The sequence below is a fragment of the Lysinibacillus sp. BS3 genome, from assembly GCF_039614735.1.
GTDB lineage: Bacteria > Bacillota > Bacilli > Bacillales_A > Planococcaceae > Lysinibacillus > Lysinibacillus capsici.
Window position 1 is genome coordinate 227592 of sequence record NZ_CP154860.1, and the last position, 24576, is coordinate 252167.

Here is a 24576-nt window from a genome sequence, read left to right on the forward strand (position 1 = left end):
TTTTGTTTAATATTGATATTTTTTGCGTGTCATTAGCAAAATAGCGATGGCTGGTATTGTACAAATGAGCATGGCTGCGAAGGACAGACCTGGTGATATTTCGTATAAATAGCCACCTAAAAATGTAAGGATGGCGGTACTTAAGCCCATAGCTAATGCAGAGTATAAACCTTGTGCATTGGGGATTTGTTCCTTTGGTAGCGCTTTTGTTAAGTAGCGAATAAAGGCAAAATGGGCTAATGCAAAGGATAGTGCGTGCAAGGTTTGAGAAGCGATAAATACCCAGACATTTGGGAACAAAAAGATAAGTAACCAACGTAGGGAAGAGCCGCTCGCTGCTAAGAGTAATAAGGATGATGAGCGCCATTTCGTCAATAACGTATCAGCCTTCATAAAGTAAAGAATTTCGCAAATAACAGCGATATTAATAATCATACCCATATAGAATGGATCAACCTGTAAATCTTCTAAATAAATATAACCGTAGCTATAATAGGAGGCATGTGCACCCTGTAGCAAGATTACGATGAATAAAACAATCGGGAAGCCTTTGATAGTCCATAGTGTTTTCATCGACAATGATTTTGCACGCTGTTCTTTTGTTGGTACTACGAGTAATTCCTTTGGTGTTGCTAATTGTTGCATAAGTAACATGCCCACCAACCCTATAATCATGCTCCAGAAGATGATGTTCTTTCCAAAAACGCCTGTCAGCATACTAATAATTAAAACAGCGATGACAAAGCCAAATGAACCATAGGAACGGCTTTTACCATAATGAATATTGCCATACTGCACAAGCGTAGCGGCACTGCTTTCCACAGCAGGTAATAGTGCTGGGTAAAAAACACTAAATAAAATGGTCACGATTAATAATGCTGTAAAGCCTGTGCTTGGAATATAGAGCAAGGCAGTTAGCAACGAGCCTATTGCTAAAATTGTAATGAGTCGTTTATTGTGTACGTATTTTGCAAGTGTTGGGAAGAAGAAGAGATTGGATGTGGCACGAGCTAGGAGCCCACAGCCCATCACTACACTTGCATGCGAGACGGTTAGATGTTTCGCATCCACCAGCCAACCTGTCCAGTAGGGTAAGAAAATGCCCCAAGTGATAAAAAATGTAAAGAAATTCTGAGAAAGCCATCGTTGATTGTTCATATAATTTCCGTACCTCCATTAACTATGTTGAATAATAGCATGTTCATCGCTACAATAATGTGAGATATCTCATATTTTTTATAGGAGAGAGTAAAAAATGCATATTTTAACAGCTGAAGCCCGTACCCATTATCTTGAAAAATATCCGATTGATGATTTTTTCTCATTTGATATCAATCCCTATTTAGAAGTCCGCCAGTTTGACAAGGGGGAGTGGATCTTCCAGGAAGGCTCCTTTCCAGACACCGTGTATTACATGATAGAAGGAAAGGCGAAGCTCTATATGACACATAAAAATGGGAAGGTTTCACTTATTGAATACCTAGAGGCTCCTCTTTTTATGGGGGAAATTGAATTGTTAAACGAGGCTAGGTATACAAAGGGGATACAAACCGTCACCAAAACAATTTGCTATTCGATTACACAGTCATGTAAGGAGAAGTTACTTGCGGATGCTTTGTTTTTACGTAGACTTTGTGTATTTTTAGGGGAAAAAGCGACAAAAATGACATCTAAATATACACAAAATCAGGCCTATCCGCTGGAAAATCGCTTAGCAGCCTTTATCCAATTATCAGCCGACCAAGGTGTCTACAAGGAAAAACATACGGAAATCTGCGAATATTTAGGGGTCTCTTATCGCCATTTACTATATGTCTTGGCACAGTTTTGTGAAGAGAGGATATTGGAAAAGCGTAAGACAGGCTACCAAATTATTGATAAAAATCGTCTCGCACAACTGGCACAGGAAGTACTATGAAAACAACCATTCCATAAAGGTTGTCTATTAGTGCAGATCAGCTGAGGGAATTAATTCAATTTTATAAGTTATAAATTAAAAAGGATTTGACTTCTTTAAATGAAGTCAAATCCATTTTTGTTGTATTCACTTTTTTTAATTAACCAGCGAGCGATATCCTTACCACTATGGTAAAAGTCCACTTCATTTACCTTGTTTTTTTGGATGGAGAGGTCAGGGATGTTTTCTAAAACGTCAAAAGGTAAAACACCGATACATAAATGATTATTTGTTGGAAAATCTCCTTGTTGCTTACTGCCACTTTGTATCGATTCACTATGCTTGTTCATTGAGTTTTGTGTCATATGGAATGCAAGTAGTTCTCCTTGTGCCAATGCTGTGCTTGATGAGTAACCAGTACTTTTCATTCAACATGCCCCCTTTTGTCGTTACAGTTATTGTACAAGACTAAGTGGGAAAATAGCCGTTATTTACAAGGCTTTTACAATAACTTTAAGGTTCATGGAAAATTTAGTGATTTGTAACCGTATTCATACCATTATGGGATAAAAACCATAGAAAACTGATATAAATTCTTTTTAAAAAACTCATACTCAAACTATTGTGAATTTTTCTAACACGAAGTATTATTGTAATTAGATTTAACGTGAAAGTTTTCACAAAGTCGCGAAATCGTTAGGAGGAATTTTTAATGAGTGCAATTCGAGTAGGTATTGTAGGATATGGAAATTTAGGACGTGGTGTGGAGTATGCCATTTCACAAAATCCAGATATGGAATTAGTAGCAGTGTTCACACGACGTGATCCTTCAACAGTAAACGTAGCAAGCAATGCAAGCGTATATTTAGTAGATGACGCTGAAAAATTCCAAAACGACATTGATGTTATGATTTTATGTGGTGGTTCTGCAACAGATTTACCAGAGCAAGGTCCACATTTTGCACAATGGTTTAATACAATTGATAGCTTCGATACACATGCGAAAATTCCTGAATTTTTCGATGCTGTAGATGCAGCGGCACAAAAATCTGGTAAAGTATCTGTTATCTCAGTTGGTTGGGATCCAGGTCTATTCTCTTTAAATCGTCTACTTGGAGAATCAGTATTACCAGTTGGTACAACATATACATTCTGGGGCGATGGCCTAAGTCAAGGACATTCAGATGCTGTTCGTCGTATTGAAGGCGTAAAAAATGCTGTTCAATACACATTACCGATAAAAGAAGCGGTAGAACGAGTTCGTAACGGTGAAAACCCTGAACTAACAACACGTGAAAAACATGCACGTGAATGTTGGGTTGTATTAGAAGAAGGTGCAGATGCAACAAAGGTTGAACAAGAAATTGTCACAATGCCTAACTATTTCGATGAATATGACACAACAGTGAACTTCATTTCTGAAGATGAATTTAAAGCAAATCATACTGGTATGCCACATGGTGGTTTTGTCATTCGCAGTGGTGACAGTGGTGCAAACGATAAACAAATTCTCGAATTCTCATTAAAACTGGACAGTAATCCAAACTTTACATCTAGCGTATTAGTGGCTTATGCACGTGCAGCACACCGTTTAAGTCAAGCGGGTGATAAAGGGGCGAAAACAGTATTTGATATCCCATTCAGCCTACTTTCGCCAAAATCAGCTGCTGAATTACGTAAAGAATTACTATAAACGTAGCTAATAATCCCGATTATCATTGAGTTGATAATCGGGAATTTTTTTAAGCCTAATTTTTTGCTAAAGTAGGTTGCCAATGAAACGATTCATCTACATGTCTAATGCCAAATTCTAAGACTGCTTGATCAATAAAAATGGAGGCGTATTGTGTGGGAAAATGAAGTAATGCTTCCTTTATAGCAAGAATAGCCTTGCTAGTTGCCACTGTTAAATTTTCTTTCATAAATGGTACTAAGTCTTTTGGAATTGCAATAACCACATATCCATACTTCACTCAAATTCCTTTGCTCGGTAAAGCAGTTCCATTATAATCGGAACTCGTATAATCTCTATATTTAAAGGCGGTTCATTTAGCCACTTTCCTTCTAAATTTTAGTAATATAACAGGATACTAAAATTGGGAAGAAAATACCCACTAAATTCTACTTCCATCCCTCAAACAAAAAATGGGGATAAAATCTATAAAAATACATAAAAAATATGGTAAACTGTCAATAATTTAATAATCTGAATTTTTGTAGAAATTTTTGTAACCTTACAAAATATGGAGGTTATGTTTATATGACAGCAGATATTATTATTCAATCAAAATGTATGGCCCCCAATCCATCCACGCATTGTATTAATAGAGCAACACTAATGCGAACGCTAAAGAAAAGTCATCATCATACTTGTACTTTCTTGCATAGTGGAGCAGGGTACGGTAAAACAACCATTCTAACTCAATTTCTTGCAACCGAATCAAGTACGTTTTCTTGGTATAGTATTTCTGATGAAGATGATAATTTATTACCCTTTTTGAGGCACCTCTTTTTTAGTATACAGCGCGTCGTACCGAATTTTGGTCATACATTTGATGGGTGGAACCAATTATCGCGCTTTCCAAAAATGGATGAGCTCAATCGATGGTATAAGCTTTTTGTCAATTGCCTCTGCGATCTAGACGAGCCTCTTCTCATCGTGATTGACGATTTTCACCTAGTAGATCATGTTTTTCCTATTAATTATTTCATGGAAAAAATCATTGAATTTGCTCCACCCAGCATTCATTTTATTTTGGCTTCCAGAATACTACCCAATTGGGATATTATGAGGAAATTAAAACTACAAAAAAGATGGCTCGTTATAAAAGAGGACGAACTGGCATTTTCAACTGAGGAGATTGCGGTGTTTTTTGAAGAATATGTAGATGTACATTTATCCGAGGCTGAAATGAAAAAAGTATTAGAGATCACTGAAGGCTGGGCCATTAGCATTTCCTTATTGGCAGAGCAATGGCATCATGCTTCGCTAGATCATTGGCTGACGATTCCCACAAATGAGCTATTCACATATTTATCAGAGGAAGTTTATAGTAGGATGACTGCTACTGAGCAGGAGACCATCTTAAAATTAGCGATTTTTCCTACCTTTTCTGCGGAGCTATTGAAAGCGTTTTATGGCGCTGAGATTGCGCAAATGCTGAATGTATTAACTCAGCGTCATTTATTTATCCAACCTGTGACAACAGATGGCTTCTATCGTTTTCATGCATTGTTTAGTCGATTTTTAGAAATGAAATGGCGACAGTATCCAACACAACATGCGGACCTTCATAAACAAGCAGCATTGTATTATGTAGAACATCAAAATATTCAAGCTGTCCTGTATCATGCCTTTAAAACGAATGATCATCATTTTTGCGGAGAGCTCCTACAGCTTCATGCAGAATCAATCGTACGGGCTGGTCAATTTGAATGGTTGCTCGAAAAAATCAATCGATTTAGTGCACGGGAAAAAGATAAATTTTATAAATTAAATTATTTTGAGGGTGAATGTCATCGCTACCGAGCTTATTATGAGAAAGCGAAACAATCCTATGAAAAATGTGCAATCCTCGCACAGCAGCAGCGGGATCACCTATTTATGACAAAGTCACAAGCTGGGATAGCCCATATTTACTTAGACACCATTCAACCTGCTTTAGCAGAGCCATATCTCGAGAAAGCATTAGAGCTAGCGAAACATACACCATTGCGCAAAGAGGAATTACTAGAACTTCAACGGCAATACGCTGAAAATTTAGTGAATCTAGGGAAGGCCAAGGGTGCACAGCTCTTTATGGAGGACGTCGCATTGCCAGAGGATGTCATACAGCGAGCAAATGTTGATGTACGTGTTTTACTACGAACAGGACAACTACGGGAGGCTAAGGAGTTATTAGCGCAGCGTCTTGAATTACCGCCTCAGCTTGTTGCAACCCATCGAGAAAGTGAACTGCTGGCAGCTTTCGTTTATGCACTGTTAGGTCAAGGCAAAGAAGCCTGGTATGCTGCCCAGCATGGCATTCGAAGAGGAAAAAAAGAGAAGTCTATTTTCATAGAGGCGGTTGGCTATATCAGAAAGGCTCATGCCCTGCTGTTAATGGATTTTCCAGATCATTATGGGGCATGTCAAGCCTATGAAAAAGCGTTGACCCTCATGAATGCCATTAATATTTCTCGTGTGAAGGCGGAGCCATATATGGGGTTAGCCATTGTCAAACATTTGTTAGGAGATATGGTAGCGGCTAAAAAATACTTAGCACTGGGCTTACAGGAAACGGAGCAAGTTCAAGATGCTTGGATGACAGCGCTTATTCTTTTAGCAGAAGTAAAAATAATACTTTCTGAGCAAGAAATAGGGAGAGCGAAGCAATTATTAAAGAAGACACAGCAACTATTTCAGGAGTGCGGTGATCGCAATGGCTTGATGCATGTCTTATTTTATCAATCAATGATTGCCCTGAAAGAGTGTAATAAGAAGCCGTTTCAACAGTATTTTCAACAGTTTGCACAACTATGTGTCTCAAATGGCTATGAATACTTCTTACAAAGGCCAACGATACTTGGTCCGAGCAATCGAATGGTTTTTTACGAGCTATTGCAATTTAGTCAAAAATGCCAGATGAAGCATCCAGCTATATTAGCATTGCAAAATTATTTTCAGGTCGAGGATAGTATTAGTTATCCGCATGATGAAATACAGATAAATCTTTTCGGGAGTTTAAATTTAATTCGTTCACAACGAAAGCTAGAAGACAAAGAATGGCAACGTGATAAATCAAAGGAATTATTCGTATATCTCTATTGCCATCGCCATCGCTTTACACCAAAGGAAGAAATAGCACAGGCATTATGGCCAGATCGTAGTGTCGAGTCCTTGGATCGTGATTTTAAGGTGGTGTTAAATACGTTACTTAAAGTGTTGGAGCCGCAACGACATGCAAGACAAGAGAGCTTTTTCATTCAGCGGAAAAATAATATGTATCAGTTACAAAATATTGCTTTTCTCCAAATTGATGTTGAACGTTTTCACTATTATTACAGCTTAGGAATCGACGAATTTGATCCACAGCTGTCCAATGAGTGGCTCTTATTAGCGGAAGCGAGCTATACGGATGCGCTCTATGCGGAAAAAAAGCAAATCGACTGGCTAACGCAGGACCGTGAAAAGCTACAATTTTTATATATCGAAGTCTTGGAACGACTAGCACAAAATGCAACAAGGCAACAGCAATATAAAAAAGCCATTTTTTTCGCAGAAAAGATGCTACGTGAGGATGCACTCTGGGAAGAAGCGTATCGCCTGCTCATGTACAGCCACTACCAACTCCATAATCGTTCTCTTGCCTTAAAATGGTATGAAAAATGTGTCCAGCAATTACAACAGGAGCTAAACACAACCCCGATGGAATCCACCATGACGGTCTATGACTTGATAATGGGTTAGTCAGTGTTGTTTAGGCTAAGCGAAGTGATTCGAACTGCTCCTAAGTAATATGAAAGTGCTCCTATTGAGGGGAGGCCCGCTCCTAAGAGTAGACAAAGCGCTCTAATTAAGGGAATAGCCGCTCATAAACCATGTCAACTCGCTCCAACAGTGGCGTAGTCTAATATAAACTAGAAAAAAATGTAACCTATTTGGAGGAACAACAATGCCATTTTGTCAGACAAATAAAGCGAAAATTTACTACGAAATAATTGGAACAGGGATACCTATCATCATGCTACATGGTTTTTCTCCTGATCATCGTTTGATGAAGGGCTGTATGGAGCCTGTTTTTAAAAAACGTGAAGGGTGGAAACGTATTTATCTGGATCTTCCGGGAATGGGAAAAACAACAGACTATTCATCAATTCAAAACTCGGATGAAATGCTAGAAGCGATTATCGAATTGATACACACAATCATTCCACAAGAATCGTACTTGTTGGTTGGTGAATCTTATGGTGGCTATTTAGCGCGCGGTATTATGAGGAAATCAGTGGATCAACTTTTAGGTACTGCCTTTATTTGCCCTCTCATCATTCCTGAAAAAGAACAACGTACGGTGCCACCGCATTGTATTGTACAAGCAGACACCGCTTTTTTATCAACATTAAGTCAGCAGGAGCAAGATGATTTTATGGCTAATCAAGTTGTCTTAAATGCCTATAATTGGGAGCGCTATTCAACAGAGGTGTTGGTAGGGTGTAATCTAGCAGATCAGACATTTTTAGAAAAAATTCAGCAAAGCTACAGATTTTCCTTTGCCGTTGACGAAAAGTCCTTTGATAAGCCAAGTCTCTTTTTGCTGGGTAAACAAGATTCTGTGGTTGGCTATAAGGACGCGTTTTCACTTCTAGAGAAGTTTCCCAGAGCAAGCTTTGCCATTTTAGATAGAGCAGGCCACAATTTGCAGATCGAGCAACCTGAATTGTTTACCGAGCTGATGAGTGAATGGTTGAATCGTGTAGAGGGAGCGATGGATTAAAGTGATACTTGCAAATGATAAATTATTTTTAAGAGAATTCAGGCAGCAAGACTGGGTTGATGTGCATAAATATGCCTCTCAGGAGGTTGTTTGTAGGTATCAAACATGGGGACCGAATTCAGAAGAGGATACAAAAGAATTCATTCAGGATGCTCTCGATGAAGCAACACAAACACCAAGGGAACGATATGTTTTTGCTATTATTCATCAAGAAACATTAATAGGTGCGGTAGAAATCATGATTAGGGATTTTGTAAATGAAGTCGGGGAAATTGGCTATATCGTGAACCCTGATTATTGGGGTAAGGGAATAGCAACGCAGAGTGCTAAATTGATGATGACTTTCGGCTTTGAAACATTAAAGCTCCATCGTATTTATGCAACATGCGACCCTCGAAATATTGGATCATCCAAAGTATTAGAGAAAATAGGAATGTCAAAGGAAGGAATATTACGTGAAAACATGTTAATGAAAGATGGCGTTTGGCGAGATTCATTATTGTATAGTATGTTGAAACAAGAATGGTTATCATGAAGCGTACGATTAAAAGTCATCTTATTTAGGGGTATAAAGCTATGCGGAAGGAAAAGAGCAACAAGAATCCGATGTATCACTGCAATTAAATGCAGTAGTGAATGAGAAAAAAATTATAAGAAAAATAGATGTGGACTCTAAAAAGCAAGAATGTTGATTTCTAAACATTCTTGCTTTTTGTTTTAAGAAATGTTGTTTAGTTGCCATTCTGCTTCGCTCCATTTTCGGGACAGAGCTAGGTGGCTCATATTTGAGCTATCTAGCTTGTAACTAATTTGTAACTGGACTTTTATATAGTGTTGTCATAGCAAGAAAGCGCTTTCTAGGGAGCTTATTTTGAAGGGGGATATGGGATGAGGAAGCAGTGGTATTGGTTTCTTTTAGTGATGTTGGCTGTGGTGTTGGTGGCTTGTAATGGGGATACGAAAGACGGCGCAACGGAAGCGGATTCTTCTGATGGGGAGGCGAAGGCGGTTACTGCGGAAGGCGGCACAATTAAGATTGGTGTGCTTGCATCGTTAACTGGGGCGCTTGAGTCATATGGGAAGCAGACGCAGCGAGGATTTGATTTAGGAATTGAGTATGCAACAGGGGGCACGATGGAGGTCAATGGTAAGAAAATAGAAATTGTATATGAGGATACCGAAACAAAGCCAGAGGTGGCTGTGCAAAAAGCGACAAAGCTTTTAGAAGATGATCAGGTTGATTTTTTAGTGGGCTCTTCAAGCTCGGGTGATACGCTCGCTGTTCTACCGCTTGCCGAGGAGTATGAAAAAATTATGGTGGTAGAGCCTGCAGTGGCTGACAGTATTACAGGTTCAGAGTTCAATGAGTATATTTTCCGAACAGGTCGTAATTCATCACAGGATGCCTATGCGGCAGCAGCGGCTATTGCAGGCAAAGGTGTGAAGATTGCTACATTTGCGCCAGATTATTCGTTTGGCTGGGATGGTGTGAATGCCTTTAAAACGGCAGCGGAGAAATTAGGGGCTGAAATTGTACTAGAGGAGTATGCAGATCCTGCTGCAACAGATTTTACTTCCAATTTGCAAAAAGTGATTGATGCGAAGCCAGACTATTTGTTTGTGGTTTGGGCAGGAGCAAATTCACCATGGAATCAAATTGCAGATCTTAAAATTCAAGAAAAGGGCATTAAAATTTCGACGGGTGCACCGGATATTATTGCGCTTCAATTTATGAATCCATTGGTTGGGATGGAAGGCTTCTCGGTGTATTATCATACACTTCCTCAAAATGATGTCAATCAATGGTTAGTAGATGAACATCAAAAACGTTTCAATGAAGTGCCCGACTTATTTACGCCTGGCGGCATGTCTGCGGCGATTGCTATTGTGGAGGCATTGAAACAATCGGATGGGGATGCAGACGCCAACAAGTTAATCGACGTTATGGAAGGTATGTCCTTTGAAACACCAAAAGGGACAATGACATTCCGTGAAGAGGATCACCAGGCTCTACAATCCATGTATTCGATTCGCTTAGAGCAACAAGATGGTGTGGATTATCCAGTACCAGTACTTATTCGGGAGCTTAGTCCTGAAGAGACAGCACCGCCCGTTATGAATTAAAGAATTGAGAGGCAGCATAGCTGTCTCTCTACATAAATGTGAGAAGGAAGGGAGTAGAGAATGGAGCCTATATTATATACAGATAATTTAACAATTCGTTTTGGGGGACATACGGCTGTAGATGGCGTTAATTTTCAAATGCCTGAGAAGCATTTAAAGTCCATTATTGGGCCGAATGGTGCTGGGAAAACAACCTTCTTTAATTTGATTAGTGGTGAGCTAAAGCCAACTACGGGTGATGTTTATTTTAAAGGGCAATCACTTGCACAAAAGTCGGCCATTGAAAGAACTCGAATGGGATTGGGACGATCTTTTCAGATTACCAATGTTTTTCCAAACTTAACGGTTCTCGAAAATGTTCGTTTAGCCGTCCAATCCAAGGAGAGAATTCGTTATCAGCTATTCCGCCATTACAAAAGCTATCAGGCGATTACGGACAAAGCGGAGGAGTTATTGGCACTTGTGTTACTCGACAATAAACGAGATGCCCTGACAACAATGCTATCCCATGGAGAGAAAAGAAAGCTTGAGATTGCCATGCTACTCGCGTTAGATACAGAAATTCTACTGCTCGATGAACCCACTGCAGGGATGTCATTAGAGGAAGTACCTACGATTTTAGAAATTATTCGAAGCATAAAACAGCAGGGGGATAAAACCATTTTGCTCATTGAACACAAAATGGATATGATTTTGGATTTATCGGATTCTATTATGGTGTTGTTCAATGGTCAGCTATTAGCAGATGGCTCACCAGAGGAAATTATGAATAATGATACTGTGCAACATGCATATTTAGGAGGGCTGTACGATGACCACCTTACTGACATTAAATGAGGTTCACACGCATATTGGTCAATATCATATTTTGCAGGGCGTTAATTTTGAAGCGAAGGAGGGGCAGGTTACTGTACTGCTCGGACGCAATGGCGCAGGGAAAACGACCACCCTGAAAACAATAATGGGTTTAACGCCTGCAACAAAGGGTGACATTGCCTTTCGCTCCCAATCGATTAAAAAAAGTCCTACCTATAAGGTGGCGAAATTAGGAATCGGCTATGTACCTGAAAATCAAGGGATTTTTGCAGATTTAACGGTAGAGGAAAACATGAAGGTAGCGATGCGCAAGGAGGATACAGCCACATTAGAGCGACAGCAATATGTGCTAGAGCTGTTTCCTGACTTAAAGAAGTTTTGGAAAAAGGCTGGTGGGCATTTATCCGGTGGTCAAAAGCAAATGCTGTCCATGGCTAGAGCCTTTATCAATGATAGCCAATTAATATTGATAGATGAGCCTTCCAAGGGACTTGCTCCGATAGTTGTGGAAAAAGTGATGGAATCGATTGTGGAAATGAAAAAGAAAACGTCCATTGTTCTAGTGGAGCAAAACTTTATAATGGCTAGTCGAATTGGTGATACCTATACATTAATCGATGATGGTAGAACAGTAAATTCGGGCAATATGCAGGATTTGATTGATGATGAAGAGCTAAAACGCAAGTATCTTGGCATTGGATAGAGGGGGGTGACTATCATTGGAGCTATTGGTCAATTTAATTATTAATGGCTTGGCCACTGGGATGTTAATTTTTCTGTTAGCAGCTGGTTTGACATTAATTTTCGGTTTAATGGATGTATTGAATTTTGCGCATGGTGGGCTCTTTGTTTGGGGGGCCTATGCGGGCATCTTTACCTATATGTTGACAGAAAGTTTTATCGTTGGGATTATAGGCGCGATTGTGACTGGAGCGTTGCTTGGACTGCTGACAGAGAAATTCATTATTACGCCTGTTTACGGCAATCATATTCAGCAAATTTTAATTACCTTAGGGCTGATGCTCGTTTTGCAGGAGCTTATTAAGGTGGTCTTTGGACCAAATGGGGTGGCAGTAAAAACACCAAGTTATTTAGCAGGAAGCTGGGAAATTGGTGATGTGATCATCATTAAATATCGTTTATTTATTATTGTCATAGGGTTTGTGATTTTTGGTATTTTCCAATACATGCTGAAGCGCACGAAGATTGGCTTGATCGTTCGGGCTGGGGTGCAGGATAAGGAAATGGCGCAGGCTCTCGGTATTCATATTAAGCGTGTATTTTTATACGTCTTTATGGTGGGCGCTGCTCTGGCGGCACTTAGTGGCATGTTGATGGCTCCCTATTCAGGTGTGATTTATGCGGAGATGGGCATGGAGTATGCCATTTTAGGCTTTATTGTTGTGGTAATTGGCGGTATGGGTAGTTTTTCCGGCTCCTTGCTTGCAGCGATTTTAGTAGGGCTAGCAGGTAGCTTTATGGCTTATTATGTCCCTGTGCTGTCACTGGCGGTCAATATGATTTTAATGGCCGTCGTTTTAATTTTCCGTCCTCAGGGGCTGTTTGCGATGCGAAAGGAGCGGACATCATGAACAACAAAATATCTTTACGTACTTTCGCTTTTTTCCTGTTACTTGTCATTTTTATTATCCTTCCTTTTGTCAATGATTCAAGGACACTACTTATTTTACTCACACAAATCTTTATTTTTGGGATATTGGCAATGAGCTATGATATTTTACTAGGCTATACAGGCATCGTCTCCTTTGGGCACGCCATGTTCTTCGGCATTGGTGCCTACACAACAGCAGTCATGCTTAAGCAGATGGATCACACACTCTTGATCTTTGTACTGTCCATCGTGATTGGTATGCTACTAGCAGGCTTCATTAGCTTTTTAGTAGGTTTATTAACCTTACGCTTAAAAAGTCATTTTTTTGCGATGCTGACGCTAGCCTTTTCGGGGTTATTTTTAGTCTTAGCTGAAAAGTGGCGCTCTGTTACGTATGGCAATGATGGCTTTACATTCAGAGCACCTGATCTATTTAGAGATCGAATGACCTTCTATTTCTTTGTGCTAGCAAGCTTGGTTGTCATCTTTTTGGCGCTCTACCGCTTTGTTAATTCACCAACAGGTCGTATTTTAATTGCCGTTCGTGAAAATGAACAGCGGACGAAATCATTAGGCTTTAATACGTTGCACTATAAAGTCATTGCCTCAGTTGTGGCAGGCATTGTAGCAAGTTTTGCTGGCTCCTTATATGCAGTGTCATTGCGCTTCGTTAACACGAGTGTGATGGCCATGGATATTACGCTGGATGCATTGTTAATGACGATTATCGGTGGGGTTGGTACTTTAGTGGGGCCGTTATTAGGCTCGGCGGTCATTGAATATGCGCAACATGCACTGTCAGGGCTTGCACGAGATTATCCTATTTTTGAACGTTGGATTATCTTCTTCGGGATTCTCTATATTTTAGCCGTTATCTTCTTCCCAAAAGGTATTATTGGCTCATTAAGATTGCTCTTTTGGAAGTGGCGAGGAAGGCTAAAGCAACGAAAAACGACAGGTCCCTTGCCTCAGGAAAAGGAGCGATTTGAATGACAGTTGGTATTGTTAGTACAGGTATTTATCTACCTCAACAGAAGATGGCATCGCAGGAAATTGCGGCTCTTTCCAATATTCCTGAGGCCATTATCCGTCAAAAAATGGGCATTCATGAAAAGCCAATTCCTGATAAGTCTGATCATACCGTGCAAATGGGTATCTGGGCAGCACAGGAGGCGATTCAAAAGGCAAATATAGACCCTAAGGATATTGATGTTGTCATCTATATGGGGGAGGAACATAAGGAATATCCACTCTGGACAGCCTCCATTAAAATGCAGGAGGAGCTTGGTGCTGTTAATGCATGGGCATTTGATGTGCAATTACGCTGCGGCACTACAATTATGGCGCTGAAAGTGGCGAAAAGCCTAATGGCCTCAGATGACACGATACGAACCATTCTGTTAGCAGGTGGTTATCGCAATGTTGATTTTATCGATTACAGCAATCCACGAACGCGCTTTATGTACAATTTAGCGGCTGGTGGAGGGGCCATGTTATTACAAAAAAACTATGAAAAAAATTTGCTACTAGAGGCAGATATTATAACGGATGGTTCTTTCTCAGAGGATGTAGTCGTGCCAGTCGGGGGAACGAAAAATCCATTAACCCCAACCCATTTAACCGAAAATTTATATAAGCTTGACGTTTTGGACCCCATTGGGATGAAGGAGCGGCTAGAACAAAAATCTTTAAGCAATTTTTTGAAGGTCATTCGCAGTTCTTTAGCGAAAAGTGGATACAGTGACGATCAGCTAGATTATTTAGCGATGTTGCATATGAAAAGATCTGCACATGATTATATTTTAACGGAGCTTGGCTTACAGCAGGAGCAGTCTATTTATTTGCAAGACTATGGACATATAGGTCAGATCGATCAAATATTGTCCCTACAGCTAGCACAGGAGCAAAACCAAATTCAAGCAGGCGATATTGTGATGCTTGTTAGTGCTGGCATTGGCTATGTATGGGGAGCTATCACAATACGTTGGGGATAAGGGGGAAATGGCATGGTAAAAACGATTCAACTAGCAAATGGAGAAACAATGGCCTATCGCAAGCGATCAGGTGGAGGTCATCCTTTAGTGTTGGTACATGGCAATATGACATCTTCTAAGCATTGGGATATTCTGATGGATGCTTTAGACGAGAAATACACCATTTACGCGATAGATTTACGTGGTTTTGGTGAATCATCCTATCTTAAGCCAATCACTGCTATTAAAGATTTTAGTGATGATGTCAAACTATTTGTGGATGCACTGCAACTGCAAAGCTTTGATATGATTGGCTGGTCAACAGGTGGAGCTGTCTGTATGCAGTTTGTAGCAAATTATCCAGGACACTGTCAACGACTAATTTTACTTGCGTCTGCTTCTACACGTGGTTATCCATTTTACACGGATTTAGGAACAGGCGATCCAGCCTCCTTTAAGCGAGCCTATCATTATGAGGAGGTATTGGTGGATACATCCAAAACAAAGCTTATTCAAGGCTTCTACGATGAAAAAAATGCGGAAGGCTTACAGTCTATATGGAATGCATTAATTTATACGCATCATCGACCAAACGAGGGAAAATATCAAGAATATGTAGAAGATATGCTTACACAGCGCAATTTAGCAGAAGTATATCATGCACTCAATACATTTAATATAAGCGCTGTTGACAATGAGGTGGCAAAAGGCTCTCGGGAGGCCATGCTGCTTCATATCCCAATTTTAGTGCTCCGAGGGGATCGTGATTTGGTGATTACAGAGGAGATGAATGCAGAGATATTACATGATTTAGGCAAAACAGCACAGTTTGTAAGCCTAAAAAATTGTGGGCATTCGCCTTTGGTCGATGATTTAGCACAATTGACAGCTGAAATTGAAGCTTTTTTAGAAATTGGAGGAAGACAGTATGCGTTTGAACAATAAAGTGGCTATCATTACAGGCGCTGCAAATGGTATTGGCTATGCGGCTGCTGAGCGTTTTATCGAGGAGGGGGCATGGGTGTTTATCGCCGATTATGACGATAAAGCAGGCATTCTAGCAGCACAACAACTAGGCGAAAATGCTGTATTTATACAAGTAGATGTTGCAAGTAGAGAGAGCGTTAATCAGCTGGTGACGGCAGTGATCGAACAGGCAGGACGGATTGATATTTTAGTGAATAATGCGGGGATTACAAGAGACGCGATGCTGACAAAAATGACGGAGGATCAATTTCAGCAGGTACTAGATGTCAATTTGACAGGTGTCTTCCATTGTACACAGGAGGTCATTCCCTATATGGTGGCAGCAGGTGGAGGCAAAATTATAAATACATCCTCAGTTAGTGGAGTATATGGCAATGTTGGTCAAACCAATTATGCAGCGACAAAAGCAGCGATTGTAGGTATGACAAAAACATGGGCGAAGGAATTAGGGCGTAAGGGGATTAATGTTAATGCAGTGGCACCTGGCTTTACAGAAACAGATATGGTCAAAAAAATGCCTGAAAATATTTTGGCTCAAATGCGATCAATCGTCCCCCTACAACGCCTAGGGACACCACGTGATATTGCCAATGCCTATTTATTTTTAGCATCTGATGAGGCCTCCTATGTTCATGGGCATACTCTGCATGTGGATGGCGCAATTATGATGTGATAGGGGGTAGTCAAGATGTTTGTTGAGCAAGAATGGATTTTAAAACGTGCAGCTTTAACACCTCACCACATCGCCTTGATTAATTTAACATCAAAGGAACAATGGACCTACCAGCAATTATCTGAGGAAATCGGCAAATGGAGTCAATTTTTCGAACGGCAGCAGCTACAAAAGGGAAGTAGAGTCGCTGTTTTTGCGAAAAATCATATCCAATTGTTTGCTGTTTTATTTGCCTGTGGGCTACGTGGGCTCATTTATGTGCCGTTAAATTGGCGCTTAAGCAAGGAGGAGCTAACACAAATTTTGGAGGATGCGACTCCTGCTATCCTATTATACGAAGAGGATAGTCATTGTCCCTTAGTTTTAGAAAAAATGTTTTCACTTTATGTTAGCCAGCATGAGAAGGAGATACAACCAAGTAGGCAAGACGTGGATGTGAATGATCCATGGTTAATGATTTATACAGGAGGCACGACGGGTCAGCCAAAGGGGGTAGTGTTATCCTTTCAGTCGGTCAATTGGAATGCCATGAATACTATTATTAGCTGGGGTTTACATGCTCAAGATCGGACATTAAATTATATGCCGATGTTTCATACTGGTGGCTTAAATGCTTTATGCATCCCCTTACTGATGGCGGGAGGAACCGTCATTATTGGCGATAAATTTGATGCAGAAGAGGCACTACAAGCAACGAACCAATATCAAACGACAATTTCTCTTTTTGTGCCAACTATGTATCAAGCAATGATTGCTACGAAGTATTTTCAGGAAAATCAATTTCCTTCCATGAAGGTATTTTTATCTGGCGGTGCCCCGTGCCCTCATCCTATTTACGATGCTTTTTATAATAAGGGATTATTTTTTAAAGAGGGATATGGTTTAACAGAAGCAGGACCCAATAATTTTTATATTGACCGAGAGCGTGCCTATGCAAAAAAGGGGGCTGTCGGGAAAAGCATGCAATTCAATGAAGCTAAAATCATCAGTCATACAGGAAAAAGTTGTGCACCTGGAGAAGTAGGAGAGCTATTGGTAAGAGGGAAGCATATGTTTCGCTTTTACTGGAATAACAAGCAAGAAACTGCCAATATCCTGCAAGATGGCTGGTTGAAAACAGGGGATTTAGCGATGATGGATGCGGAAGGCGATTTTTATATTGTTGGGCGTAGAAAAGAAATGATAATTTCAGGTGGTGAAAATATCTATCCTCAGGAAGTAGAACAATGTCTACTACGGCATCCAGATGTGCGGGAGGTGGCCGTGATTGGTGTAGGTGATGACTATTGGGGTGAGATCGTGACAGCTTTTATTGTTTGTCCCCACCAAGTAGCCTCTCTAATAGATGATCTTAATGAGCTATGTCATCAACAATTAGGACGTTATAAGATTCCAAAACAAATGATTTTCTTAGACGAACTACCAAAAACAAGCGTTGGTAAAATCGATAAAAAGGCATTGTATAGGCTTGTCGACTCATCGATCTGTTAAGTATGATGAGAAGGAAGAAACGCTCGTCTTTCTAAATCCGAAATAAGAGAGGGACACATAAATGGCCCACGCATTAGTTATTGGTGGAACAGGGATGTTGGCTGACACATCCTGTTGGTTAGTGAATGATGGCTACCATGTCTCAGTAATTGGACGTAGTGCCCATCGAATGGAAGATTTGCGAAATAGAACAACCAAACCCGCACTTCTAACGCCGATTTTAGTTGATTATTGTAATATAGCCTTATTAAAAAAGAAGCTAGAAGAAACGCTTAAGCATAATGGGCCCATTGAATTGGTCGTTGCTTGGATTCATTCCTATGCGGATACTACATTAGAGAACATCTCCAATGTAATTTCAATAGAGAATAACGGGGAATGGAAACTGTTTCATGTGTTGGGGAGTAAGGCGAATTTAAGTGAAGTCCAAGAGAAATTGAAGCTCCCTGCTCGTTCGCAATACAGGCAAATCCAGCTAGGTTTTATGATGGAAGAAGGTCATGCGAGATGGCTTACGCATGAGGAAATATCGCAAGGTGTCGTTGCTGCTATTCAACAGGATCAACCTATCCATATTGTCGGGACGCTACAACCTTGGGAAAAGCGACCATTATAAACTAACTAACCTTCGTCTAACTAGATGGACGAAGGTTTTTACTTATCTCCATTATCAGTTTGTTGTAGATGTCTACATAATTGTGAGGGATAGTTAGGTTTGTGTGAAAAACGTCAGGATCAAGCAACTTTCTTCTCCTTACCTTTTACTTAGTATAACAAAATCATTTCCATATAACTTATCCTTATTTACTCACATCTCTTCCCATCAGACCGACATATCAGTAAAATAGAGTAGGTTAGGGGGATTACATGTGAAAGATCAACGCTTTAAAATAGCGCATCGAGAGGCGCTTATCGGAATTGGACTCGTCCTAGTCAACTTTGCGATTTGGTTTGGCTTTGCCTATGGATTAGGTTCAGGAGATCCAAGAAATTATACGTATGTATTTGGTTTTCCTGCCTGGTTTTTCTATAGCTGTATCGCTGGGACAGGCTTTATGATCCTTCTTATCTGGATTGTGATGAAACTCTTTTTCAAAGAGGTACCATTCGATGATGAGGAGGTGGATCGCTAATGCATTGGCAAGTTGTATTTCCATTGCTATTATTTTTAATTATTATTTTTGGAATCGGTATTTGGGCCAATAAGCATGTCCGCTCCTCTAATTCATTCCTGCAGGAGTATTTCCTAGGTGGTCGTGAAATGGGTGGTTTTATCCTTGCAATGACGATGATTGCTACATATGGCAGTGCGAGTAGTTTTATCGGAGGACCGGGTGTAGCCTATACAAAAGGACTTGGGTGGGTATTACTGGCAATGGCTCAGCTACCAGCAGGTTATTTTGTACTCATGATTTTAGGGAAAAAATTCGCCATTATTGCTCGTCGTTACCAGGCCATTACGTTAATCGACTTTTTACGTGAACGCTACAAAAGCCATGTCATTGTTATTTTATCAGCCATTAGTATCATTGTTTTCTTATTTTCGGCTATGATGGCTCAATGGGTTGGGGGTGCACGCTTAATTGAGTCATTAACTGGCTTAAGCTACACAGCAGCACTGTTTATTTTTGCGATTTCCGTGTTAGTATATGTGATTATCGGAGGCTTTCGTGCGGTTGCACTTACAGATACGGTCCAAGGTTCAATTATGGTGATTGGTACAATTATTTTATTAATCGGCACGATTGTGGCAGGTGGAGGCATCGACAATATAATGGCCTCACTGGTCGCTGAAAATCCTGACTTTGTGTCACCATTTGGCGCACAAGGAGATTTAACGCCTCTGTATGTCTCAACATTTTGGATTCTCATTGGTGTAGGGGTTGTAGGACTTCCGCAAATTGCGGTTCGTGCGATGAGCTATAAGGATTCCAAAAGTATGCATCAAGCGATTCTTATTGGCACGATTGCCATAGGGACAATCATGTTTGGCATGCATTTAATTGGGGTGTTAGCCCGACCTGTCTTACCGGGCATTGAGATTGGTGATAAAGTCATGCCGCTCCTGACATTGAAGGTATTACCGCCATTTTTAGCAGGAATCGTTTTAGCTGCACCAATGGCTGCGACAATGTCTACGGTTAATGCTTTACTAATGCTTGTCAGCTCTACAGTTGTCAAAGACATCTATTTAAATTATATGAAGCCGAAAGCTAGTGATGCAGAGATAAAGCGTGCAAGCTTTATTGTAACAACAGTCATTGGCCTAGCCGTTGTCATCTTTGCACTCAATCCACCTGATTTATTAGTGTGGTTGAACTTATTTGCCTTCGGTGGACTAGAGGCTGTCTTTATTTGGACAGTCGTTTTAGGATTGTATTGGAAAAAAGCGAATAAATACGGAGCGATTGCGTCAATGATTTCAGGCATGTTGTTGTATATTATGATTGATCGGTTTTATCCTTCTGTCTTTGGTATGCATACAGTCACGATACCAATTGTCGCATCCTTCTTTATTTTTGTGATTGTCAGTTTGTCCACTAGTCATAAATTTAAAAACGAAAAGCTTATGATTTAACGCCAAAACGCCACAGATTTCAAATTCTGTGGCGTTTATTTTAATGCATCATAAAATCATAGGCATTTTTCGCAAGTAATGTCATTGTAACGACAATAAATAGTGTGCGGACAAAGCCACTTCCTTTCTTGATTGCCATCCGTGAGCCAAGCATAGCCCCACCAATTTGCGCAATGCCCATGACTAGACCATAAACATAATGAATTTGACCTAAGTAGGCAAACATACAAACACCAGCCACATTACTCGCCAAATTTAAAAACTTTGCATTACCAGCCGCCTTTAAAAAATCAAAGCCTACCAGTAAGAAGCTAAAGATTAAAAACGACCCTGTGCCAGGACCAAGAAATCCATCATAAAAACCAATAGCAAATAATAGCAGCATAAATAAAAACAAATGTTTTTTAGATAGATTTTTTACGGTAGAGACGGCACCCCAATCCTTTTTAAAGATCGTATATACCCCAACAACCGCCAGCATAACAAGCATTAATGGCTTTAGTAATGCTGGATTAATCAGATGCACAGTCCAAGCACCACATAATGATCCGATAAATGCTAGTGGAAAATATTTGAGGACAGAGCGAATGTCCAGCTGGCCAGAACGATAGAAAGAAATAGAGGAAGTGAGTGAGCCCATAGCTCCTGCTAGTTTGTTCGTGGCAACAGCAGCGGCTGGATTAGGCCCAACAAATAGTAAGGCTGGTAGTGAAATTAAACCGCCCCCTCCCACTACTGAGTCAACAAAAGCCGCCAGAAATCCAAAAGAAATTAATAGTATTAGAATATGTACATCGATTTCAAACAACATATGACACCTCTTTAAATTTAGTTACTACTGAAATAGTAACTAAATTTATTTGCGCTGTAAACCCCATTTTTTCATTGGCAAATCTTCACATTGGTAGCCTATAATAAAGATAATGGAGGGATTACATGGAGGAATTAATCACCCAGCTGAAAGAAATGGGTTTTACAGAATATGAAGCAAAGGCCTATACGGCACTTGTTCAGCAAAGTCATGTCAGTGCTTATCAGGTTAGTAAAAATTCTGGCATACCACGTGCAAGAGTGTATGATATTTTAAATATCCTTGTAGAAAAGGGCATCGTGTTAAAAGAAGAGACCGCAGAACAAACGACCTATTCGGCAATGCCTGTGTCTGTGTTCTTACAGCAAATGCAACAGCGCTGGGAGTCGAATTTTACGTCTATAAGCGGGAAATTAGAGAAATTAGAGGAAAAAGTACAGGAAGCTGAGCCTAAAGTGGTCATGCTGAAGGGCAAGGAATCCATTATCAACTATTGTCAGTCACTTCTAAAGAAGGCGAAGAAAAAAGTGATGCTGTCGATGTGGGAAGATATGTATGATGCCTTACGTGAAGATTTGCAAGAGGTGGCGCTGCATGTTCCTGTTCATGGCATTACGTTGTATGTAGGAGAGCATCTCGCCTCAATTGACCAGCATAGAGCCACACATTATACAAAAAAAGCATCTACACCGCATTGGTTTATCTTATCGATAGATGGTCAGGAAATGATTTATGGTCATTCTCCATCTACCCAAGAGACGGCCTTTATCACCAATGATCCGGTTCATATTTATTTGTTAGAGGATTATATATGGCATGATGTGCTCATCAATCGGTTAGTAAAACGTGATGATCAGGAGTTAGAAGACTGGATTGCTAAGGAGCGTAAAGCTTTTTTCTTAGAATAGTCGTATAAGGAAGGGGAGTTACTTGAAAAAATTCGTGTTGCTAGGTTTAATGAGCCTACTAATGCTAGGAGCCTGTAATGCTACACCACCTACCGATCCACCAACGATTCATGAGCTAACGGTTGTCCCAGATAATGTCCAAAAAAATATCGTTTCTAATGACAGAATACAACTATTGCATGAAAAGGATGCTCCATATTACCTTGTTTATTATTCAAAAGGGAATGTATTGGCAAGTATTACAGCTGAGGGAAATAGGCTTATTATCCAGTTAGAAGAAGGCAGCGAGCAAAGGAAAGAGGCACAACCCTATGTTTTTAAAATCACCGTCAAGAATCCTGAGCTTGATACCATTGATTTGCGAATAAACGGTCAGAGTACGCCAATTGATCGTATGACCATTATGTGATAAAAGAAACCGAAATCCCTTTGATGAGATTTCGGTTTCTTTACGTGATGCCTAATAAAAGACTTTGTCTACGTTATATTTAGAGCGGAAAGTATTAATCGCATATGTTTCGTAAATTTCACGTTCCATTGGATCTTCTACTTCATAGACTTCAATTTTGAACACTTCATCACGATGGTTTTTCATCGGAGATACATTATCCTCGAAATGTTTTTTAATACGTTGACGAATTTTACGTGCTTTCCCAACAAACAATAGCTCATTCTTGTCATTATAGAATAAGAAAATGCCGCCTTTATCTCGTGTGATTTTATGGAAGTCAATAAAACCAAAGTAAGGTGTGATCGGCACATCACCTGGTTTTAAGTCTTGTTCACGTTGACGGATTACTAGATCTGGTTTTGGAAATTCAATTTTAATCAAACTATTCACGTTCCTCTCTCTTACTAAAAGTATATGGTAACATAATTACGGCATGTTTACCATAAATTTTAAATGCAGAAACACCACATATAGCAAGCTTAGTGTACATCAAATGACCAAGGAACATGCACATGAATCACAAAATATTCTATGAATTATTGATATTCTAACTAGTTCGTGTTACAATTCAAGATAATTAAATAATCTTATCAAGAGAAGCTGAGGGATTTGGCCCGATGACGCTTCAGCAACCTCTAACAATTGTTAGAAAGGTGCTAATTCCAGCAAAGGATTTTTTCCTTTGAGAGATAAGAGTGGACGTGAAAAAAATCCTTCTCATTCTATCTCGTATGGAATGAGGAGGATTTTTTAATTTCGTTGCATTCTACGCAAGCAAGGTTTGCTAAAAGAGAGTGATTATAGAGAGGGGAAAGCAAGATGCCAATTAATATTCCGAAAAATTTACCAGCTGGAGAACATTTACGTGAGGAAAAAATCTTCGTCATGGAAGAAGATCGTGCGAAAACACAGCAAATCCGTCCATTAAATATATTAATATTAAATTTAATGCCTGAAAAAGAAAAAACAGAGCTCCAATTATTACGTTTATTGGGGAATACACCATTACAAGTCAATATTACCTTTTTGAATACAGCCACACACGAGTCTAAAAATGTGAGTAAATCCCATTTGCAGCTTTTCTACACAACGTTCAATCAGATTCGACACCGACGCTATGATGGTATGATTATAACTGGTGCGCCAGTAGAAAAAATGGCTTTTGAAGAGGTCAACTATTGGCAGGAAATTTCAGAAATTATGGATTGGTCTAAAAAGAATGTGACATCCGTGCTACATATATGTTGGGGGGCACAGGCTGCATTGTATCATCATTATGGCATTGGGAAGGTTGAGCTTTCTGCTAAATGCTCAGGCGTCTATTCCCATGTGATTACAGATTTAACTGTAGATTTGGTACGTGGCTTTAGTGATTTATTTACTGCGCCCCATTCACGCTATACATCTGTTTCGATTGACGAGGTTCGCAATCATCCAGATCTACGATTATTATCCTATTCAGAGGATGCTGGGGTATTTATTGTACAATCAAAAGATAATAAAAATATTATGATTACGGGGCATCTAGAGTATGATGCGACAACGCTAGCCGATGAATACAGTCGCGATGTGGCGAAGGGCATAGATATCGCCGTTCCTGTAAACTACTTCCCGAATGACGATCCGACACAAGTGCCGATGAATACATGGCGTGCCCATACGCATCTATTATTCTCTAACTGGTTGAACTACTATGTTTACCAAGAAACACCATATGAATGGGATTTTGTAGATGAAATCGAATATCATATTTAATTAATAAAAAGTCTAATTTCTTTTCTA

The 24576-nt window shown here is 39.9% G+C and carries 25 protein-coding genes and 1 riboswitch; of the genes, 20 read left to right on the forward strand and 5 right to left on the reverse strand.

The features are described from left to right. Positions 1-6 precede the first annotated feature (6 nt). Positions 7-1158, reverse strand: a complete 1152-nt coding sequence (locus tag AAJG31_RS01185; RefSeq protein ID WP_279495169.1) for an MFS transporter — start codon at positions 1156-1158, stop codon at positions 7-9. A 97-nt stretch (positions 1159-1255) separates the two neighbouring features. Here AAJG31_RS01185 and yeiL point away from each other — a divergent pair, with 97 nt between their 5' ends. Beyond that, a complete protein-coding gene (gene yeiL, locus AAJG31_RS01190; RefSeq protein WP_279495168.1) occupies positions 1256-1918 on the forward strand; it encodes a transcriptional regulator YeiL in 663 nt (220 codons plus the stop codon). 95 nt (positions 1919-2013) lie between these two features. Here the strand turns inward: yeiL and AAJG31_RS01195 are convergent, their stop codons facing one another. Then, a complete protein-coding gene (locus AAJG31_RS01195; protein ID WP_048393103.1) occupies positions 2014-2325 on the reverse strand; it encodes a hypothetical protein in 312 nt (103 codons plus the stop codon). Between the two features lie 284 nt (positions 2326-2609). Between AAJG31_RS01195 and AAJG31_RS01200 the strand changes: the two genes are divergently transcribed. Further along, positions 2610-3590, forward strand: coding sequence for a diaminopimelate dehydrogenase (locus AAJG31_RS01200; protein ID WP_009371727.1), 981 nt, complete (start codon positions 2610-2612; stop codon positions 3588-3590). 55 nt (positions 3591-3645) lie between these two features. Here the strand turns inward: AAJG31_RS01200 and AAJG31_RS01205 are convergent, their stop codons facing one another. Continuing rightward, positions 3646-3855 carry a hypothetical protein gene (locus tag AAJG31_RS01205; protein ID WP_279495165.1) on the reverse strand — a complete coding sequence of 70 codons (210 nt, stop codon included), beginning with the start codon at positions 3853-3855 and terminating at the stop codon, positions 3646-3648. A gap of 302 nt (positions 3856-4157) precedes the next feature. Here AAJG31_RS01205 and AAJG31_RS01210 point away from each other — a divergent pair, with 302 nt between their 5' ends. The 15 genes from AAJG31_RS01210 to panF all read left to right on the forward strand — a co-directional run bounded on the left by AAJG31_RS01210 (position 4158) and on the right by panF (position 20624). After that, positions 4158-7346 carry a BTAD domain-containing putative transcriptional regulator gene (locus tag AAJG31_RS01210; protein WP_279495163.1) on the forward strand — a complete coding sequence of 1063 codons (3189 nt, stop codon included), beginning with the start codon at positions 4158-4160 and terminating at the stop codon, positions 7344-7346. Positions 7347-7551: 205 nt separating this feature from the next. Beyond that, the gene (locus tag AAJG31_RS01215; protein WP_279495162.1) at positions 7552-8370 is read left to right on the forward strand and encodes an alpha/beta hydrolase; all 819 of its coding nucleotides are present in this window, start codon (positions 7552-7554) and stop codon (positions 8368-8370) included. A gap of 1 nt (position 8371) precedes the next feature. Further along, entirely contained in the window at positions 8372-8905 is a 534-nt protein-coding gene (locus AAJG31_RS01220; protein WP_279495160.1) for a GNAT family N-acetyltransferase, read from the forward strand. Positions 8906-9258: 353 nt separating this feature from the next. Continuing rightward, complete coding sequence (locus AAJG31_RS01225) at positions 9259-10494, forward strand: substrate-binding domain-containing protein (protein ID WP_279495159.1); 1236 nt, start codon at positions 9259-9261, stop codon at positions 10492-10494. 60 nt (positions 10495-10554) lie between these two features. Next, positions 10555-11331 (forward strand): ABC transporter ATP-binding protein, encoded by a 777-nt coding sequence (locus AAJG31_RS01230; RefSeq protein ID WP_279495157.1) that lies wholly within the window; start codon positions 10555-10557, stop codon positions 11329-11331. Beyond that, a complete protein-coding gene (locus tag AAJG31_RS01235) occupies positions 11306-12013 on the forward strand; it encodes an ABC transporter ATP-binding protein (protein WP_279495156.1) in 708 nt (235 codons plus the stop codon). Before AAJG31_RS01230 ends, AAJG31_RS01235 begins: the two co-directional genes overlap by 26 nt. A gap of 16 nt (positions 12014-12029) precedes the next feature. Continuing rightward, positions 12030-12902 (forward strand): branched-chain amino acid ABC transporter permease, encoded by an 873-nt coding sequence (locus tag AAJG31_RS01240; RefSeq protein ID WP_279495155.1) that lies wholly within the window; start codon positions 12030-12032, stop codon positions 12900-12902. Further along, positions 12899-13915 carry a branched-chain amino acid ABC transporter permease gene (locus AAJG31_RS01245; protein ID WP_279495140.1) on the forward strand — a complete coding sequence of 339 codons (1017 nt, stop codon included), beginning with the start codon at positions 12899-12901 and terminating at the stop codon, positions 13913-13915. Before AAJG31_RS01240 ends, AAJG31_RS01245 begins: the two co-directional genes overlap by 4 nt. After that, positions 13912-14916: a 3-oxoacyl-ACP synthase gene (locus AAJG31_RS01250; RefSeq protein WP_279495139.1), complete on the forward strand. Its 1005-nt coding sequence runs from the start codon at positions 13912-13914 to the stop codon at positions 14914-14916. Before AAJG31_RS01245 ends, AAJG31_RS01250 begins: the two co-directional genes overlap by 4 nt. A 12-nt stretch (positions 14917-14928) precedes the next feature. Continuing rightward, complete coding sequence (locus AAJG31_RS01255; protein ID WP_279495138.1) at positions 14929-15840, forward strand: alpha/beta hydrolase; 912 nt, start codon at positions 14929-14931, stop codon at positions 15838-15840. Then, the gene (gene fabG / locus AAJG31_RS01260) at positions 15824-16555 is read left to right on the forward strand and encodes a 3-oxoacyl-ACP reductase FabG (protein WP_048393085.1); all 732 of its coding nucleotides are present in this window, start codon (positions 15824-15826) and stop codon (positions 16553-16555) included. Before AAJG31_RS01255 ends, fabG begins: the two co-directional genes overlap by 17 nt. 15 nt (positions 16556-16570) lie before the next feature. Beyond that, a complete protein-coding gene (locus tag AAJG31_RS01265; RefSeq protein ID WP_259950268.1) occupies positions 16571-18046 on the forward strand; it encodes an AMP-binding protein in 1476 nt (491 codons plus the stop codon). Between the two features lie 61 nt (positions 18047-18107). Further along, positions 18108-18662 carry a short-chain dehydrogenase gene (locus AAJG31_RS01270; protein ID WP_279495135.1) on the forward strand — a complete coding sequence of 185 codons (555 nt, stop codon included), beginning with the start codon at positions 18108-18110 and terminating at the stop codon, positions 18660-18662. A gap of 253 nt (positions 18663-18915) precedes the next feature. Then, a complete protein-coding gene (locus AAJG31_RS01275) occupies positions 18916-19179 on the forward strand; it encodes a YhdT family protein (RefSeq protein ID WP_004227902.1) in 264 nt (87 codons plus the stop codon). After that, the gene (gene panF / locus AAJG31_RS01280; protein WP_048393080.1) at positions 19179-20624 is read left to right on the forward strand and encodes a sodium/pantothenate symporter; all 1446 of its coding nucleotides are present in this window, start codon (positions 19179-19181) and stop codon (positions 20622-20624) included. The genes AAJG31_RS01275 and panF overlap by 1 nt, the downstream gene beginning before the upstream one ends. A 40-nt stretch (positions 20625-20664) precedes the next feature. Here panF and AAJG31_RS01285 read toward each other — a convergent pair whose 3' ends face one another. Beyond that, a complete protein-coding gene (locus tag AAJG31_RS01285) occupies positions 20665-21435 on the reverse strand; it encodes a TSUP family transporter (protein ID WP_279495132.1) in 771 nt (256 codons plus the stop codon). Positions 21436-21560: 125 nt separating this feature from the next. On the opposite strand from AAJG31_RS01285, the gene AAJG31_RS01290 reads away from it, so the two are divergent. Next, entirely contained in the window at positions 21561-22343 is a 783-nt protein-coding gene (locus AAJG31_RS01290) for a TrmB family transcriptional regulator (protein ID WP_054550238.1), read from the forward strand. A 22-nt stretch (positions 22344-22365) separates the two neighbouring features. After that, the gene (locus AAJG31_RS01295; RefSeq protein WP_269898414.1) at positions 22366-22752 is read left to right on the forward strand and encodes a hypothetical protein; all 387 of its coding nucleotides are present in this window, start codon (positions 22366-22368) and stop codon (positions 22750-22752) included. A gap of 51 nt (positions 22753-22803) precedes the next feature. Here the strand turns inward: AAJG31_RS01295 and AAJG31_RS01300 are convergent, their stop codons facing one another. Then, positions 22804-23175, reverse strand: a complete 372-nt coding sequence (locus tag AAJG31_RS01300) for a nucleotide excision repair endonuclease (protein WP_004227912.1) — start codon at positions 23173-23175, stop codon at positions 22804-22806. Positions 23176-23378: 203 nt separating this feature from the next. Next, positions 23379-23490: riboswitch (SAM riboswitch) on the forward strand. Positions 23491-23613: 123 nt separating this feature from the next. On the opposite strand from AAJG31_RS01300, the gene metA reads away from it, so the two are divergent. Further along, positions 23614-24549 carry a homoserine O-succinyltransferase gene (gene metA, locus AAJG31_RS01305; protein ID WP_004227915.1) on the forward strand — a complete coding sequence of 312 codons (936 nt, stop codon included), beginning with the start codon at positions 23614-23616 and terminating at the stop codon, positions 24547-24549. The last annotated feature ends 27 nt before the right edge of the window (positions 24550-24576 follow it).